Below are 14,463 nucleotides of genomic sequence, written 5' to 3' on the forward strand. Positions count from 1 at the left end.
ATTTGCCGCTTTCGCGCATTCCTCTGTAGGCGCGGTAGTTCAGGTGCTCTGCTTACCGAACGATTTTGTCCACATGGATCGCCAGCTTTTTCAGCCGATACCACAGGCTGCGCTCGGAGATGCCGATCAATTGCGCGGCGGCGGCCTGGACGCCATTTGTTTCTTGCAGGGCGGCGAGGATGTAGGTTTTTTCCACTTCGGCGAGGGCAGCATCCAGGTTTTCCGGGATGACCGGGCCGTCGCTGAGCGGGCTGCCGGCGCTGCCGTCCATTGGTTGCGAGCCGAACAGGTATGCCGGCAGATCGCTTTCTTCGATGGTGTGGCTGGAAGCGACGATGGTGGCGCGTTCCACGCAGTTCTGTAGCTCTCGAATATTGCCCGGCCAGGGGTAATTGGCCATCGCCAGCAAGGCTTCCGGGCTGAAACCGTTAATGCGTTTGCCCGCAGTGGCGCCCAGGACATGGGCAAAATGCCTGGCCAGTGGCGCGATGTCCTCGGGCCGCTCGCGCAGGGCCGGTAGCGGAATAGGGAACACATTCAGACGGTAATAGAGGTCTTCACGGAATTCTTTGTTCGCCACCGCTTCGAGCAGGTCTTTGTTGGTCGCGGCAATCACCCGCACATCAACCTTGCGCTCACGCGGATCGCCCACCGGCTCGATCACCCGCTCCTGCAAGGCGCGTAGAATTTTCGCTTGCAACGCCAGCGGCATATCGCCGACTTCATCAAGAAATAATGTGCCCTTGTCGGCCTGCATGAAGCGTCCGACGCGATCGGCCACGGCGCCAGTAAAGGCGCCCTTGCGATGGCCGAACATCTCGCTTTCGAGCAAGCCTTCGGGGATCGCGGCGCAGTTGACTGCGACAAAGGGTTTGTCTGCGCGGTTACCGTGTTTGTGGATGGCGCGGGCGACCATCTCTTTGCCAGTGCCGCTTTCGCCGGTCAACAGGATGGTGGCGGTGCTGTCGCGTACTGAGTCCACCGCTTGTAACACCCGGCGAAAGGCCGGGCTTTCTCCCACCAGGCTGTCGATCTGCTGGTGCTGATCGAGTTCGGCGCGCAGGCGGGCGTTGTCGCGCAGAATGTCGCGAAATTGCAGGGCCTTGTTGACAGTGATGTCCAGCTCATCGATATCAAAGGGCTTGCTGATGTAGTCAAAGGCGCCGTCGCGCATCGACTTCACCGCATTCTTCACCGTGCTGTAGGCGGTCATGACGATCACCGGCAGGCCTGGGAACCGTGTTCTGATTTCAGCCAGTAATTGCGGGCCATCCATGCCGGGCATGCGCCAGTCGCTGATCACCAGATCAATTTCTTCGCGTTCGAGCACTGCCAAGGCATGCAGGCCGTTTCCGGCGGTGAACACCTGGATATCGTTCTGGCTCAGGGCTGAGGCAAGTAAATCGCAGAGCTTGGGTTCATCATCGACCACCAGCACGTTATGGCTCATGGCTGCTCTCCGTCATGGGCTGGCAAATACAGATTGAAAGTCGCCCCGTGACCCATTGTGCTGACACACTCCACTCGGCCGTCGTGGTTTTCCATGATCGAGAAGACCTTTGCCAGGCCCAGTCCGGTGCCGGAGGCCTTGGTGGTGACGAAGGGGCTGAAGATACGTTCGATCATGTCGGTTTCGACGCCATGGCCGGTGTCGGCAATACTGATAATTGTGGTGTCTTCAGCGCTGGCGATGCCAATGGTCAAGCGCCCGCCTGTGGGCATGGCGTCAATCGCATTGAGCACCAGGTTCAGGCAGGCTTGGGTCAATTGCCGAGCGTCTGCGTAGATAGTGGCGTCGGCGTCGTGTTCGATGACCACCGCGTCGATGTTGTGGATCGACAGCTCCGGGGCACAAAACCCCAGCAAATCTTCGAGCAGGGGGCGGGCCAGCTGCGTGCAGCGGATCGGCGCGCTGGGTTTGGCGAAGTCGAGGAACTCGGTGATCAGGTCGTTGATTCGGGTGACCTCGGAAATCACGTACTCCAGGTGGCGCATGTCGGTTTCTGGTAGCGACGCGCGTCGGTGCAAGAGCTGGGTGGCGGTCTTGATGATCCCCAGCGGATTGCGGATTTCGTGGGCCAGCCCCATGGCCACTTCACCCAGGGTATGCAAGCGGTCGCGGCGGCGCAGTTGGGCTTCCAGATGCTGAAGCTGTTTGAGGCGTTCGGTCATGTGGTTGAAAGTCACGCTCAACTCGGCCAGTTCGTCGCTGCCGATGACCTCGACGCGTTGTCGATAATCGCCAGCCGTCACGGCTCGAACGCCTTCGGACAACCCGCGCAGGGGCCGGGTCAGGCGTTGGGAGATCAACCAGCCGACGCTCAGGGACAGAACTGAACCGAACAGCAGAATCAGCAGGAACAGGTTGGTTTGGTTGACCATACCAACCAGTGTGGCATGCCGCTGCAGGCCACTGAAAATGATGCCTTGAAGCTCTCCAGCGTCGTTGAAGATCGGCGAATACACACCACTGTATTGCGGTGTGGACTGCTCGCTCGGCTCTTTGGTCTCACGCAGGATCTGTTCGATGTCGCGCGGTACGACAGCCGGGAGATTATCAAAGCGCTGGCTCGAGTAAATCTCGCTGAAGCCGGTGGCATTATTCATGTAAAGCCGCAGGTCGAGGGAGTGCACATCGCCCACGCTGGTGAGAAAGCGGCTGTCCAGGTAGGTCCCGATCAGCAATTCATAATCGACTCCGTCCTGAATTGACTGATAGGTTGAAATGACGATGCCAGTGAACACGCCGCCGTTATGAATGGTTTGCATCACCGCGTTGGGCGCGAGGCTGATCTGCTCGATGATGTTATCGGCGACGGTGGAAAATACTATTTTGTGGTCAGTGCTGCGGATCAGCGCGACGACATCCATGCCCATGGCACTGGCGAGATCGGAGGTCAGCTTATTGTGCCGGGCCGAGGACGGTGAAGACGGCCGGGTGTTCTGCAGGAACAACTGCGAGACTCTGGCGTTTGAACGCAGGATTTCGCTGATCTCGTCCTGGACGATCTTGGTTGACTCTTTCAACCAGATGCGCACGTTGTTTTCGAAAATCTGCGACAGGGTGGTCGCTGCCAGTTCGGCGGCAATCATGGTCGGAATCACGCTGACCAGCCAGAACGCCAGTACCAGCTTACGCTGCACGCTCCAGCGCGAAAGGGAAAAGAATTTTCGGGTGTGACTGATTTCTTCGGTCATCAACGTTCGCTTATCGCAGCAGCCATGCCAGGATCGAAGCGATCCAGTGAACAGCGAGATTGCCCGGTTTCAGCCCAGTCCTCCAGCACCCCGGAAAAACAGTCGTTGCAGGTGCTGCGTCGGCTGGCGTGGAGGCTGGAGAAGGCAGGGGCGGTGAACATGGTATGTCAGGCCAGTTGTCGATGATCATTCAAAGAGGCAGCTTCACGTACCGGTTGTTTGACCAGGCGATCGATGAAGTCCGCGCTTAGCGAAATCACCGAACGGTATTGCAGGTCCACCGTGATCATGTGATAGCAGTCGTCGAGCAGTACCTTGGTCACTGGTCCGCCGAGGTGTTTCTCGACATAGTCGGCGTTCCAGGTGCTGGTGATGTCGTCTTCGCTCGCATGCAGTACCAGTGCCGGCGTGGTGACCGAAGGCATGCCTCGTTTCACTACCGCGACCAGCCGATGCAGTTCCCGCACGCTGACACCAGACATGGTCAGCAGTCCGGCATTGCTGCTTTCGCCGGCTTTCATCTGGCGTTCGACGATCGCCCGCAAGCGCACATCCTTGATGCCGTACGGCGACGTCTCGTTGAAGCGGCACAAGTGCACGCCAAACGGAATCGCCATCACCAACGGTACCAACATCGCGACTTTCGGTATATTCCAGCCGTCATAGCGCAGGGTCGTCGAATACAGCAGCAAGCCGGCAATTTGCCCCGGATGCTCGGCGGCCATGTGCATGGACATTACCGCGCCCATCGACAGCCCACCGACGAACACCGTTTCGTGTCGTTGGCGGATGCCGGCAAAGGTCTTGCACACGCTTGCGTACCAGTCTTTCCAGCCGGTGGCTTGCAGGTCGGCGGTGTCACCGCAGTGCCCGGCAAGCGTGGGCACGTACACCGTGTGCCCCCGCTTGGCCAGGCCTTGGGCTACCCGACGGAGTTCCGTCGGGGTGCCGGTCAGGCCGTGGATCAACAACACCGCGACCGGGCCACTGCCGAGAACGAAACCGGCGTTACCTTCGCCCATATCGATCTCTAGCAGGTTCACCGCTTCATTGCCCGATGCAGCAGGCGGTCGAGCAGGGCCAGACCCAGGTCGATTTCCGGGTAGCTGATTTCCAGCGACGGCGCCAGGGTGATGACGTTTTTGTAGTAGCCGCCCACATCGAGGATCAGGCCGAGTTTCTTGCCGTCGATTTCGATGTCGCCCTTCATGCCTTCATCAACCATGAAGTCGAGAGTGGCCTTGTCCGGGGTGAAGCCATCCGGGCCGCAGATTTCTGCACGCAGTGCCAGACCCAGGCCGTCTACGTCGCCGATGATCGGGTAGCGTTTTTGCAGATCTTGCAGGCCAGCCAGGAAGTACTTGCCCTTTTCCATGACCATCGCGCCGTAGTCGACTTCGGAGGTCATTTTGAACATTTCCAGACCAACAGCCGTACCCAATGGGTTGGAGGCGAAGGTGGAGTGAGTCGAACCTGGCGGGAAGATGCCCGGGTTGATCAGTTCTTCACGAGCCCAGATGCCGCCCAGTGGGTTCAGACCGTTGGTCAGAGCCTTACCGAACACGATCACGTCGGGTTGGACGCCGAAGTGTTCAATCGACCACAGCTTGCCGGTGCGGTAGAAACCCATCTGGATTTCGTCGACAACCATCAAGATGCCGTGCTGATCCAGTACGTGCTTGAGTTCTTTGTAGAAGTTCATCGGCGGGATGACGTAGCCGCCAGTGCCCTGAATCGGCTCGACGTAGAATGCCGCGTATTCGCACTGGTTGGTTTTCGGATCCCAAACACCGTTGTATTCAGTCTCGAACAGGCGGGCGAACTGCTGAACGCAGTGGCTGCCATATTCTTCTTTGGTCATGCCTTTCGGGCCACGGAAGTGGTACGGGAAAGGAATGAACTGTGCGCGCTCACCGAAATGGCCGTAGCGGCGACGGTAGCGGTAGCTGGAAGTGATCGACGAAGCACCCAGGGTACGACCGTGGTAACCGCCTTCGAAGGCGAACATCAGGCTCTTGCCGTTGCTGGCGTTACGCACGACTTTCAAGGAGTCTTCGATGGACTGCGAACCGCCGACGTTGAAGTGAACGCGACCGTCCAGACCGAATTTCTTCTTGGCATCGACAGCGATCATTTCCGACAGCTCGATTTTGCCGCGGTGCAGGTATTGGCTGGCAATCTGCGGCATCGCGTCGATCTGTGCCTTGAGGGCATTGTTCAAGCGTGGGTTGGCGTAACCGAAGTTAACGGCCGAGTACCACATTTGCAGGTCGAGGTAAGCCTGGTCGCTGGTGTCGTAAACGTACGAACCTTCGCAGCGATTGAAAATCCGGGGTGGATCGATGTAATGAACGGTGTCGCCAAAGGAGCAATACTTGGCTTCTTTTTCCAGAAGAATCTGGTCTTCAGGGGTAGCGATACGAATATCAGACATGGTGGAAGAGTTCCTGCTTTTCAAGAGGGATGCTGAGTGCACGAGCCGGTTCGCTGTGTGGCAAGCGTGCGAGCAGAGCGGGTAAGTCGGCGAACGAAGTGAAGCGCGCATACGGAATGCCGTTGCGTTCGCAGTGTTCGGCCAGGCGATCTTTGGCGAATACGAAGTCGGCGGTCCCGGCTACGCACATGTCCGATTGACCGTCGCCGATCACCAGGATGCGTTTGCCTTTGGGGGCGGACTTGCATTTGCAGTTGCCGGAGGCTGCACGGCAGGCGTCGCTGGAATAAGGGAATTCGATGCGCCAGCCGTCTTCACCGACCTGACGCAGGCGATTGGCAATGATCGGTAGCAGCGGGCTGTTGTTGCGCGAAAGAACTCGGGCGATACCTTGTTCGATGCCGTCGCTGACGATGTCCAGCGTCGCGCCGCGACCCATGACCAGTTCGACAAAGTCGGGAAACGCCGGGTCTATATCAACGGTGTCGAAATAACCCAGGAGCTCGTTTGGAGTGGCCTTGACCATCGCCAGCTGACGGCTCAGGCATTCTCGCGAACCAATCTTGCCAGAGAGCCATTCGTCTTCGACGGCCTCCCAGCTAGGGTCGGCGAAACGCTCGAGGATGTTGTCCACCGCATCGGTGCGGGTGACAGTCCCATCGAAATCACACACGATATGCCAATGCATCATCTGCAGGTGCCTATTTAGGTAAGAGCGCACTTTGCGCTTGCAGAGGGGTGTAGCATAGACTGTGCCAATACGATTGTAGTCGCTGGGATGTCGACGTGGCGCGGGTTGGCGACGTAGATGGCAAATGCAGCGGGCATGCAAGCTACAATTTTTGTAGCTTGCTACAAACAACATAAGTGCTTGCGCGCGACAGTCGGTCATAACGATTGATGCGTGCATGCCCTCAGTGCGAGATAGCATCTATGCCTTTATTCAGGCTCAACCGCCGTGTACATCTCTTTTTTACCGGCGTTGCAGGCCTCGTGTGCGCTCTCGGTTTCAGTGCGTCAGGACACGCCGAGGCGATCACCGGTGATCTTGGCGCAGGCATGAGCTACAAACCCCATGATCCTAGTGGTAGCCGCTACGAATTCCAACCTGTTCCGTATCTCGATCTGGACTGGGGTGACGTCAATCTCAGTACGGACGATGGTCTGAACTGGAAGGCGCTGAAGCTTGATGGCTGGAGCGTCGGGCCGTTTGCCAATTACCTGTCGGGTCGTACTTCCGATGGCTCATTGCGTGGCTTGCGTGATGTGTCGGACATGGCTGAGGTGGGTGGTTTCGTGCAATACAGTCCCGATGATTACTGGCGTGTGTTTGCCGAAATGGGCCGTGCGCTGGGCGGCGGCCATGGTCAGGGCGGTGTGCTGGGTCGGGTCGGTGGTGAGCTGGGTTACCCGCTGGGGCTGGGCATCATCGGCGATACGTCGGTCGCCGCACATTTTGCGGATGGTCGGCAAGCCCAGACCTTCTTCGGTGTGAGCGAGCAGGAGGCCCAGGCCTCGGGAATTCGTGAATACAACGCCAGCGGCGGTCTGCAGAAAGTTGCGCTAACGCAGAGCGTCCAGTTTCCTTTAGCTCCAGGCTGGTTACTGCTGACCAGTGCCACCTGGACTCATCTGACGAACTCGGCGGCGGACAGCTCCATCGTCAAACAAAAGGGTGACGAGAACCAGGGCGAGGTCAGCATTGCCGTGGCTTATCACTTCAAGGGCCTGTAGAGAGAAAGGCATGAGGTGAAAGCAAGAGCGATACGCTAGCGTCAAGCGGTCGCTTCTTTCCCCTCTGCCAGCAACACAATCCCGCCGATGATCACGCCCACGCCCAGCCAGTGCAGCGGGCTGATGCTTTCGCCCAGGCCCAGCCAAGAGCTGAGCAGCACCACCACAAACACCAGAGAGCTCAATGGGAAGGCCAGCGACAGGCTGCTGCGGCGCAGGATCAGCATCCAGGTGAGGAACGAGCCGATATAGCACCCAATCGCCACCATGACCGCCAGGCTGCTCACGGCTGCCTGCAGCCAGCTCACGCCGAATGGAATCAATGCCAACCCGTCACCGCCTACCTTCAGCGAAATTTGCGCGCCGCTTTCAAAGCCGATCAACAACGCCCAGAGGCCGAGACTGGCGCCGCGACCTTCGATCCAATTCTTTGTCATAGCGGTCTCATGTGCCCGTGGCGCAAACCAGCATGACGCCGGTCGTGATAACGAGAGTGCCGAGCCAGCGCCGTCGACTGACGGTTTCGCCCAACACCAGACGCCCGCCGAGCACTACGCCGCAGTAACTCAGGCTGATAGCGGGAAACACCAGGCTTAGCGGTGCCAGTGAAAGCACCTCCAGCCAGGCAATAAAAAGGACGGTATAACACCCGACGCCACACCACAGCATGGGGGCTCCGGCGATCTGTCGCCAGAAATTGCGCAAGCGAAAGCCACCGACATGCTCCGGCAGACGGTCCAGGCCGTACTTGAAGGCAATCTGGCCAATAACATCGAGCGCGATGCACAGCGCGATCAGCAGGATCACGGTTGGGGTCAAGGGAACAGCTCCTGCCGACCGGGCGAAAGGGAAGTGGGTCGGATTAATGCAAAGGGCGGGCCAGTCTTTGGTCTGGTCGGGTTGTTATGGATGACCGGATACCTGTGGGAAATCCCGCGCCCTTTTCGACGCCGCGCTGTCGTGCAGCAAACGCGGTCCCCCTGTAGGAGCTGACTTGTCTGCGAAAGGCCGGGGTCGCGTCCGACACGAAGGACCTTCCAGCGATATCGTGTCCAGCCATTTTGCGACTGCTTCGGTCGAGCGCGACCCCGGACCGATCGCAGACAAGTCAGCTCCTACGCCCTCCGGGCAGAATCGAGACCGAGTTTGCTGCGCGACAGCGCAGCGTCGAAGGCGGGGCGGGATCTCCCCCATAGGGATGTGGTAGATCACCCGTGAAATCGCACCCACAGGGTCACCAATAGCGTCGCCGCGACCAGCCAGGCCAGCGCCGCGAGGGCGAGGGACACTTCCAGGCGCCAGCGGTCGATCAACAGATACAGGGCCGCCAGATAAACGAAGTAGGGAATGATCGACCACATACCGAACAGGATGGTGGTCTTCAGGTCGTCCAGTGAACGGCTCTTGCCGACGATGTAGTGGGCGATCAGGGCAAAGGTCGGGAATAACGGCACCAGCCCTGCAATGTAGTAATTTTTGGTCTTGGCCAGTGCGGCCAGAATCACTACCACGGCGGCGCCCAGCAAGGCTTTGAACATCAGGTCCACGGTGTTCTCTAAATGTAGGGTGGCTTATAAGGCAGTGATTTTCACGCAGCTTGTACAGGCAAGAGCGATCAGCCCAATCCGTATTTTTTGACTTTGTCGAACAGGGTGGTCTTGGCCATGCCCAGCTCCTGGCTGGCCTGGCTGAGGTTGCCGCCGCTGCGCTGCAAGGCATCGCTGAGCAGGTTTTTTTCGAAGGCCTCGACCGCTTCGGCAAAGTCCAGGCTATTGCTGGCGGTGTGGGCACCGGATTTCTTGAATGCCGGCAAGCCGAGGGCATAACGTTCGGCGACGTTGCGCAGTTCACGCACGTTACCCGGCCAGTCGTGGCTCATCAGGCTTGACAGGGTCTGGCGGTCCAGCTCCGGGGTGTCGCGGTCGAAGCGTAATGATGACAACTGCAAGAAGTGTTCGAACAGCTGCAGGATGTCCTCGCGCCGCTCGCGCAGGGGCGGCAGTTCCAGGGTCACCACATTCAGTCGGTAATACAGGTCACTGCGGAACTGGCTGGCCTTGCTCAATTCATCCAGGTCGGATTTGGTCGCGGCAATCACCCGGCAGTCCACGGCCACGCTCTGGTTGGAGCCGAGGCGTTCCAGCGTGCGCTCCTGCAACACCCGCAGCAGTTTGATCTGCAGGTTCATCGGCATGCTTTCCACTTCATCGAGAAACAGCGTGCCGTTGTGCGCGTGTTCGATTTTGCCGATACGACGTTTGCCCGCGCCGGTAAAGGCATTGGCCTCATGGCCGAAGATCTCGCTTTCGAACAGGTTCTCCGGCAGGCCACCACAGTTGAGGGCGACGAACTGCTGGGGATGACGGCGGCTGAAGTCGTGCAGGCAGCGGGCGACCAACTCCTTGCCGGTACCGGTTTCGCCTTCGATCAGGACGTTGGCTGAGGTATCGGCGACGTTGGCAATCAATGCCCGCAGGTTTTGCATGGCCGGCGAGCGCCCGATGATTCGGCCTTCCAGTGAGTTGCGTTCGGCCAGTTGCCGACGCAGCGACCAGACTTCACGCGCCAGTCCGCGCTGCTCCAGCGCCCGGCGGGCCACTTCCACCAGACGTTCAGGGGAGAAGGGTTTTTCCATGAAGTCGTAGGCGCCATCGCGCATTGCGTTGACGGCCATGGAAATATCGCCGTGGCCAGTAATCAGCACCACCGGCAGGCTGCGGTCGCGCGCCTTGAGGTGGGTCAACAGCTCCAGCCCGTCCATTCCTGGCAAGCGGATATCACTGATGACGATGCCGGCAAAATTATCGTCGATCCGCGCCAGCGCCTCTTCGGCGCTGGCCACGCCTTCGCTGGTGATGTCTTCCAGGGCCAGGGCTTGCTGGCAACCCAGCAGAACATGCGGGTCATCCTCGACGATCAGAACGGTCAAGTCGCTGTTCATGTATATAGCCTCATTCATATCGGCTCGGCTTCGCGAGGCTCGGGCGCGTTGAGCAACGGCAGGCTCAGGACAAAGGCAGTGCCGCCGCCCGGCGGATGCTCCGCACTGAGACTGCCACCGGCTGCGGCGGCGAGGCTGGCCGAAAGGGTCAGGCCAAGGCCCAGGCCTTGTTCACCCGGCTTAGTGGTAAAGAACGGTTCGAACAGGTGCTTGCGCGCTTCAGGGTCGATGCCGTGACCGTTGTCGCGTACGTACAGGCGGTAGCGGCCGTCGGCGGTTTCACCTTCCAGCCACAACTGGGGCAGTGGCTGAACCTGCATGGCATCCAGAGCGTTGCCGATGAGATTCACCAGAATCTGCTCAAGGCGCGTTTGATCGATTCTCAAGGGCACATCATCGAAATGCTCGTGCAGTTCGAGATGGAAGTTCTCCAGTCGGCCATTGAGCACTTGCAGTGCGGCGTCGACGGCCTTGCCCAGCGACGCTTGTCCCTTGTCATCGCCCCGCCGGGCGAAGGCGCGCAGGCTGGCGGTAATCCGGCCCATGCGATCGACCAGATCATTGATGGTTCGCAGGTTGGTACTGGCGGTGTCCAATGCGCCACGCTCGATGAAACGCACGGTATTGCCGGACAGCGTGCGCAGGGCGGCGAGGGGTTGATTGAGTTCGTGGGCGATGCTGGTGGACATCTGGCCAATGGCGGCAAGTTTGCCAGCCTGGACCAGTTCATCCTGAGCGCGGCGCAACGTTTCTTCGGCCTGGCGCCGCTCGCGGATCTGGCTCTTGAGGCGTTCGTTGCTCGCGCGCAGATCGGCAGTGCGCTCGGCGATCTTGCGTTCCAGCTCGTTGTTGGCTACTTGCAGCGCCTCGCGCGCGGCAAGTCGGGTAGAGATCACTTTGCGCCGCTCGTTCCAGGCGATCAGCAGAAACGCCACCAGCGCGCAGGCCACGGCCACCAACATCCCCTGGCGCGCGGCTTCGCTGCGCAACTCTTCCAGCGGGGTGAGCAGGGTCAGGTGCCACGGCGTGTCGCTCAGCGGCCGGGTCTGGGCCAGGTAACTGACCTCGGTATGCTCATGATCGACGCTGATGTTGGCGGGAAAGGTCAGCTTCTCGACGCCCTCGGCCAGTCGCTCTCGGGCCAGCGGCACCAGTTCGTTGAGTGGCCACCAGTAATATTGCAGGCTGCGCGCGAGTCGTTCTTTGATTTCCGGGGTCAGCGGACGAACCGATTTGAGCCGGCGTGCCGGATCGCTGGAAAGAATGATGATGCCGTTCTCATCAGAGACAAAGGCTTCCAGGCGCGCGCGCTGCCAGCGTTCTTCCAGGGCTTCCAGGCGTACCTTGATCACTGCCACGCCAATGATCTTGCCTTGCTCTTCCAGGCCGTGGGCCAGGTAATAGCCGGGTTCGCCGGTGGTGCTGCCAATTCCGTAGAAGCGGCCGGGCAGGCCACGCACGGCGTCCTGAAAATAGGCACGGAACGACAGGTCTTCGCCGAGGTAACTGTCGGCATCGCGCCAGTTACTGGTGGCGAGCACCCGACCGGTGGTGTCGAGCACATAAATTGCCCGGCTGCGGCTGCGGCGATTGAGGCCTTCAAGGTAATCGTTGACGCTCTGACGCAGTTCCGGCGTCGGGTCCTTCAACAAGCGCGAGACGTTGGCTTCGAGTTCGAGAACGCTCGGCAGGTAGGTGTATCTGTTGATCTCGCTTTCTACGGTGCGAGCATGCAGCTCCAGCTGACGCTCGCCGTTCTCGCTCAGGGCCTTAACACCGTTGCGTTCACTGATCAGATAGCTGACATAGCCCAGCGCGACCATCAGCAAGATGACCAGCGGGGGTAGAAACAGTTGGCGTATCAGGCGGGGTTTCACGGCAAGTGATGGCGGCGCGGCGCGATAGAGAGTGGGGTCGCATTTCATCACAGTCGTCCGGGACCGACCAGCTGTCCGTGCCCGATAACCGCGGGCACGGACAGTCGGGCCTGTTTAGTGCTGCAGGATTTTGGCGAGGAAATGCTGGGCACGGTCGGAGCGGGCGGTAACATCACCAAAGAACTCTTCTTTCTGGCAGTCTTCGACGATTTGCCCCTGATCCATGAAGATCACCCGGTTTGCCACTTTACGGGCAAAGCCCATTTCATGGGTCACACACATCATGGTCATGCCTTCCTGGGCCAGTTGCACCATGACGTCGAGCACTTCGTTGACCATTTCCGGATCCAGGGCCGAGGTCGGTTCATCGAACAGCATGACCACCGGGTCCATCGCCAATGCACGGGCAATCGCCACGCGCTGTTGCTGGCCGCCGGAAAGCTGACCCGGATGCTTGTGAGCATGGGCTGACAGGCCGACACGCTCCAGCAGTTGCAGGCCTTTTTTGGTCGCTTCTTCCTTGCTCCGGCCAAGAACCTTGATCTGGGCGATGGTCAGGTTTTCAACGATGGACAGGTGCGGGAACAGCTCGAAATGCTGGAACACCATGCCCACCCGCGAACGCAGTTTGGGCAGGTTGGTCTTAGGGTCGCCGATCGACGTGCCATCGACAACGATGTCGCCCTTCTGAAAGGGTTCCAGTGCGTTCACACACTTGATCAGCGTCGATTTGCCCGAACCCGATGGGCCGCAAACCACCACCACTTCACCTTTTTTGACCTCGGTGCTGCAGTTGGTCAGCACCTGGAAGTCCCCGTACCACTTGTTGATATTCTTGATGGAAATCATACGGCAAACCTTTTTTGCAGACGCTTCACCAGCTGCGAGGCGGCAAAGCTGATCGTGAAATACACCAGACCGGCGAAGATCAGGAACTCATTGGAGCGGCCGATGATGTCGCCACTGGAGCGCGAGGCATTGAGGAAGTCCACCAGGCCGACGGTATAAACCAGCGAGGTGTCCTGGAACAGAATGATGCTCTGCTGCAACAGCAGCGGGGTCATTTTGCGAAATGCCTGAGGCAGGATGATCAAGCGCATCATTTGCCCGTAGTTCATCCCCAGCGCCTGGGCTGCGCCCATCTGGCCTTTGGGAATGGACTGGACCCCGGCACGAACGATTTCGCAGAAGTACGCCGCCTCGAACATCATGAACGCCACCAGACAGGAGGTGAACGCTCCGATCGGGGTGTCTTCGCCGGTGATCCAGCGCAGTACGAATGGCACCGCCAAATAGAACCAGGTGATCACCAGCAGCAGCGGGATCGAGCGAAAGTAGTTCACATAGGCACCGGCGAACCGGGCCAGCACCGTGCTCGATGACAAACGCATCAATGCCAGGATGGTACCCAGTACGACACCGCCGATGACGCCAAGCACCATCAGTTGCAGGGTCATGACCATGCCGTTCCACATGCCGGGCAGAGCAGGAACGATTCCACTGAAGTCCATTATTTACCTCCCAGGGAGATCAGCCCGGGCACCGCGACTTTCTTCTCGATCAGGCGCATCAACAGCATCAGGCCCATGTTCAAGGTGAAGTAGATCAGCGTTGCCAGAGTAAAGGCTTCGAACAGGTTGGCGGAGAACTCGGCGGTCTGTTTGGTCTGCGCAAGCAGCTCCATCAGGCCGATCAGCGAGGCAACGGACGAGTTTTTGAAGACGTTCAGGAATTCCGAGGTCAGGGGTGGAATGATGATCCGGTAAGCCTGGGGCAGCAGCACGTTCCAGTAGATCTGCGGCAGTTTGAAGCCCATGGCTCGAGCCGCTGGTTCCTGACCGCGAGGCAGCGCCTGGATGCCGGTGCGCACTTGTTCGCAAACCCGTGCGGCGGTGAACAGGCCCAGACAGACCACGACACTCAGAAAGGCCGACGTCGTAGGGTTAAGATCTTGTTTGTACCATTCCTGCAAATTGGCGGGCAGCAGATCCGGCACCAGGAAGTACCAGATAAACAGCTGCACCAGCAGCGGAACGTTGCGGAAGATTTCCACGTAGACCGTGGCAATGCCCGACACCCAACGGTTCGGCACAGTACGCATTACCCCGAGCACAGAGCCCAGCAGCAAAGCGATGATCCAGGCGGCGACGGCAATCGCGATGGTCCAGCCCAGTCCGGTAAGGTACCAGTCCAGATAGATTTCGTTGCCGATACCGGTGGACTTGAGGAATACGCCCCAGTCCCAGTTGTAATTCATCAGGGTCTCCCCTCAGTTGGAT

General features: G+C 59.2%; 15 protein-coding genes. 1 reads left to right on the forward strand and 14 read right to left on the reverse strand.

Going from position 1 to position 14,463, the window contains the following annotated elements:
- Positions 1-52 precede the first annotated feature (52 nt).
- From AC1MEE_RS00555 to AC1MEE_RS00580, 6 genes are read right to left on the reverse strand one after another with little or no spacing between them, the layout of a single operon-like run.
- Positions 53-1,450, reverse strand: a complete 1,398-nt coding sequence (locus AC1MEE_RS00555) for a sigma-54-dependent transcriptional regulator (RefSeq protein ID WP_480413197.1) — start codon at positions 1,448-1,450, stop codon at positions 53-55.
- Positions 1,447-3,198 (reverse strand): sensor histidine kinase, encoded by a 1,752-nt coding sequence (locus tag AC1MEE_RS00560; RefSeq protein WP_480413198.1) that lies wholly within the window; start codon positions 3,196-3,198, stop codon positions 1,447-1,449. Before AC1MEE_RS00560 ends, AC1MEE_RS00555 begins: the two co-directional genes overlap by 4 nt.
- On the reverse strand, positions 3,198-3,359 hold the full coding sequence (locus AC1MEE_RS00565; RefSeq protein WP_480413199.1) for a hypothetical protein: 162 nt from the start codon (positions 3,357-3,359) through the stop codon (positions 3,198-3,200). The genes AC1MEE_RS00560 and AC1MEE_RS00565 overlap by 1 nt, the downstream gene beginning before the upstream one ends.
- Positions 3,360-3,365: 6 nt before the next feature.
- A complete protein-coding gene (locus AC1MEE_RS00570; protein WP_480413201.1) occupies positions 3,366-4,241 on the reverse strand; it encodes an alpha/beta hydrolase in 876 nt (291 codons plus the stop codon).
- Positions 4,238-5,632 carry an aspartate aminotransferase family protein gene (locus tag AC1MEE_RS00575; RefSeq protein ID WP_480413202.1) on the reverse strand — a complete coding sequence of 465 codons (1,395 nt, stop codon included), beginning with the start codon at positions 5,630-5,632 and terminating at the stop codon, positions 4,238-4,240. Before AC1MEE_RS00575 ends, AC1MEE_RS00570 begins: the two co-directional genes overlap by 4 nt.
- Positions 5,625-6,323 carry an MtnX-like HAD-IB family phosphatase gene (locus tag AC1MEE_RS00580; RefSeq protein WP_480413203.1) on the reverse strand — a complete coding sequence of 233 codons (699 nt, stop codon included), beginning with the start codon at positions 6,321-6,323 and terminating at the stop codon, positions 5,625-5,627. The genes AC1MEE_RS00575 and AC1MEE_RS00580 overlap by 8 nt, the downstream gene beginning before the upstream one ends.
- 368 nt (positions 6,324-6,691) lie before the next feature.
- Between AC1MEE_RS00580 and AC1MEE_RS00585 the strand changes: the two genes are divergently transcribed.
- Positions 6,692-7,366 carry a MipA/OmpV family protein gene (locus tag AC1MEE_RS00585; RefSeq protein WP_480413204.1) on the forward strand — a complete coding sequence of 225 codons (675 nt, stop codon included), beginning with the start codon at positions 6,692-6,694 and terminating at the stop codon, positions 7,364-7,366.
- A 41-nt stretch (positions 7,367-7,407) separates the two neighbouring features.
- On the opposite strand, the gene AC1MEE_RS00590 is transcribed toward AC1MEE_RS00585, so the two are convergent.
- The 8 genes from AC1MEE_RS00590 to AC1MEE_RS00625 form a co-directional block, all read right to left on the reverse strand.
- Entirely contained in the window at positions 7,408-7,803 is a 396-nt protein-coding gene (locus tag AC1MEE_RS00590; RefSeq protein ID WP_480413206.1) for an EamA family transporter, read from the reverse strand.
- Between the two features lie 7 nt (positions 7,804-7,810).
- Positions 7,811-8,185, reverse strand: a complete 375-nt coding sequence (locus tag AC1MEE_RS00595; RefSeq protein ID WP_480413207.1) for a DMT family transporter — start codon at positions 8,183-8,185, stop codon at positions 7,811-7,813.
- A gap of 389 nt (positions 8,186-8,574) precedes the next feature.
- The gene (locus AC1MEE_RS00600) at positions 8,575-8,904 is read right to left on the reverse strand and encodes a GlpM family protein (protein ID WP_480416117.1); all 330 of its coding nucleotides are present in this window, start codon (positions 8,902-8,904) and stop codon (positions 8,575-8,577) included.
- Positions 8,905-8,981: 77 nt separating this feature from the next.
- Positions 8,982-10,307 (reverse strand): two-component response regulator AauR, encoded by a 1,326-nt coding sequence (aauR, locus tag AC1MEE_RS00605; RefSeq protein ID WP_480413208.1) that lies wholly within the window; start codon positions 10,305-10,307, stop codon positions 8,982-8,984.
- Between the two features lie 14 nt (positions 10,308-10,321).
- On the reverse strand, positions 10,322-12,232 hold the full coding sequence (gene aauS / locus AC1MEE_RS00610; RefSeq protein ID WP_480413209.1) for a two-component sensor histidine kinase AauS: 1,911 nt from the start codon (positions 12,230-12,232) through the stop codon (positions 10,322-10,324).
- 66 nt (positions 12,233-12,298) lie between these two features.
- The gene (locus AC1MEE_RS00615; protein WP_480413210.1) at positions 12,299-13,033 is read right to left on the reverse strand and encodes an amino acid ABC transporter ATP-binding protein; all 735 of its coding nucleotides are present in this window, start codon (positions 13,031-13,033) and stop codon (positions 12,299-12,301) included.
- Positions 13,030-13,698: an amino acid ABC transporter permease gene (locus AC1MEE_RS00620; RefSeq protein WP_480416118.1), complete on the reverse strand. Its 669-nt coding sequence runs from the start codon at positions 13,696-13,698 to the stop codon at positions 13,030-13,032. The genes AC1MEE_RS00615 and AC1MEE_RS00620 overlap by 4 nt, the downstream gene beginning before the upstream one ends.
- Positions 13,695-14,441, reverse strand: a complete 747-nt coding sequence (locus tag AC1MEE_RS00625; protein WP_480413211.1) for an amino acid ABC transporter permease — start codon at positions 14,439-14,441, stop codon at positions 13,695-13,697. The genes AC1MEE_RS00620 and AC1MEE_RS00625 overlap by 4 nt, the downstream gene beginning before the upstream one ends.
- Positions 14,442-14,463 lie beyond the last annotated feature (22 nt).

This window comes from Pseudomonas sp. ASL3, from assembly GCF_056680425.1.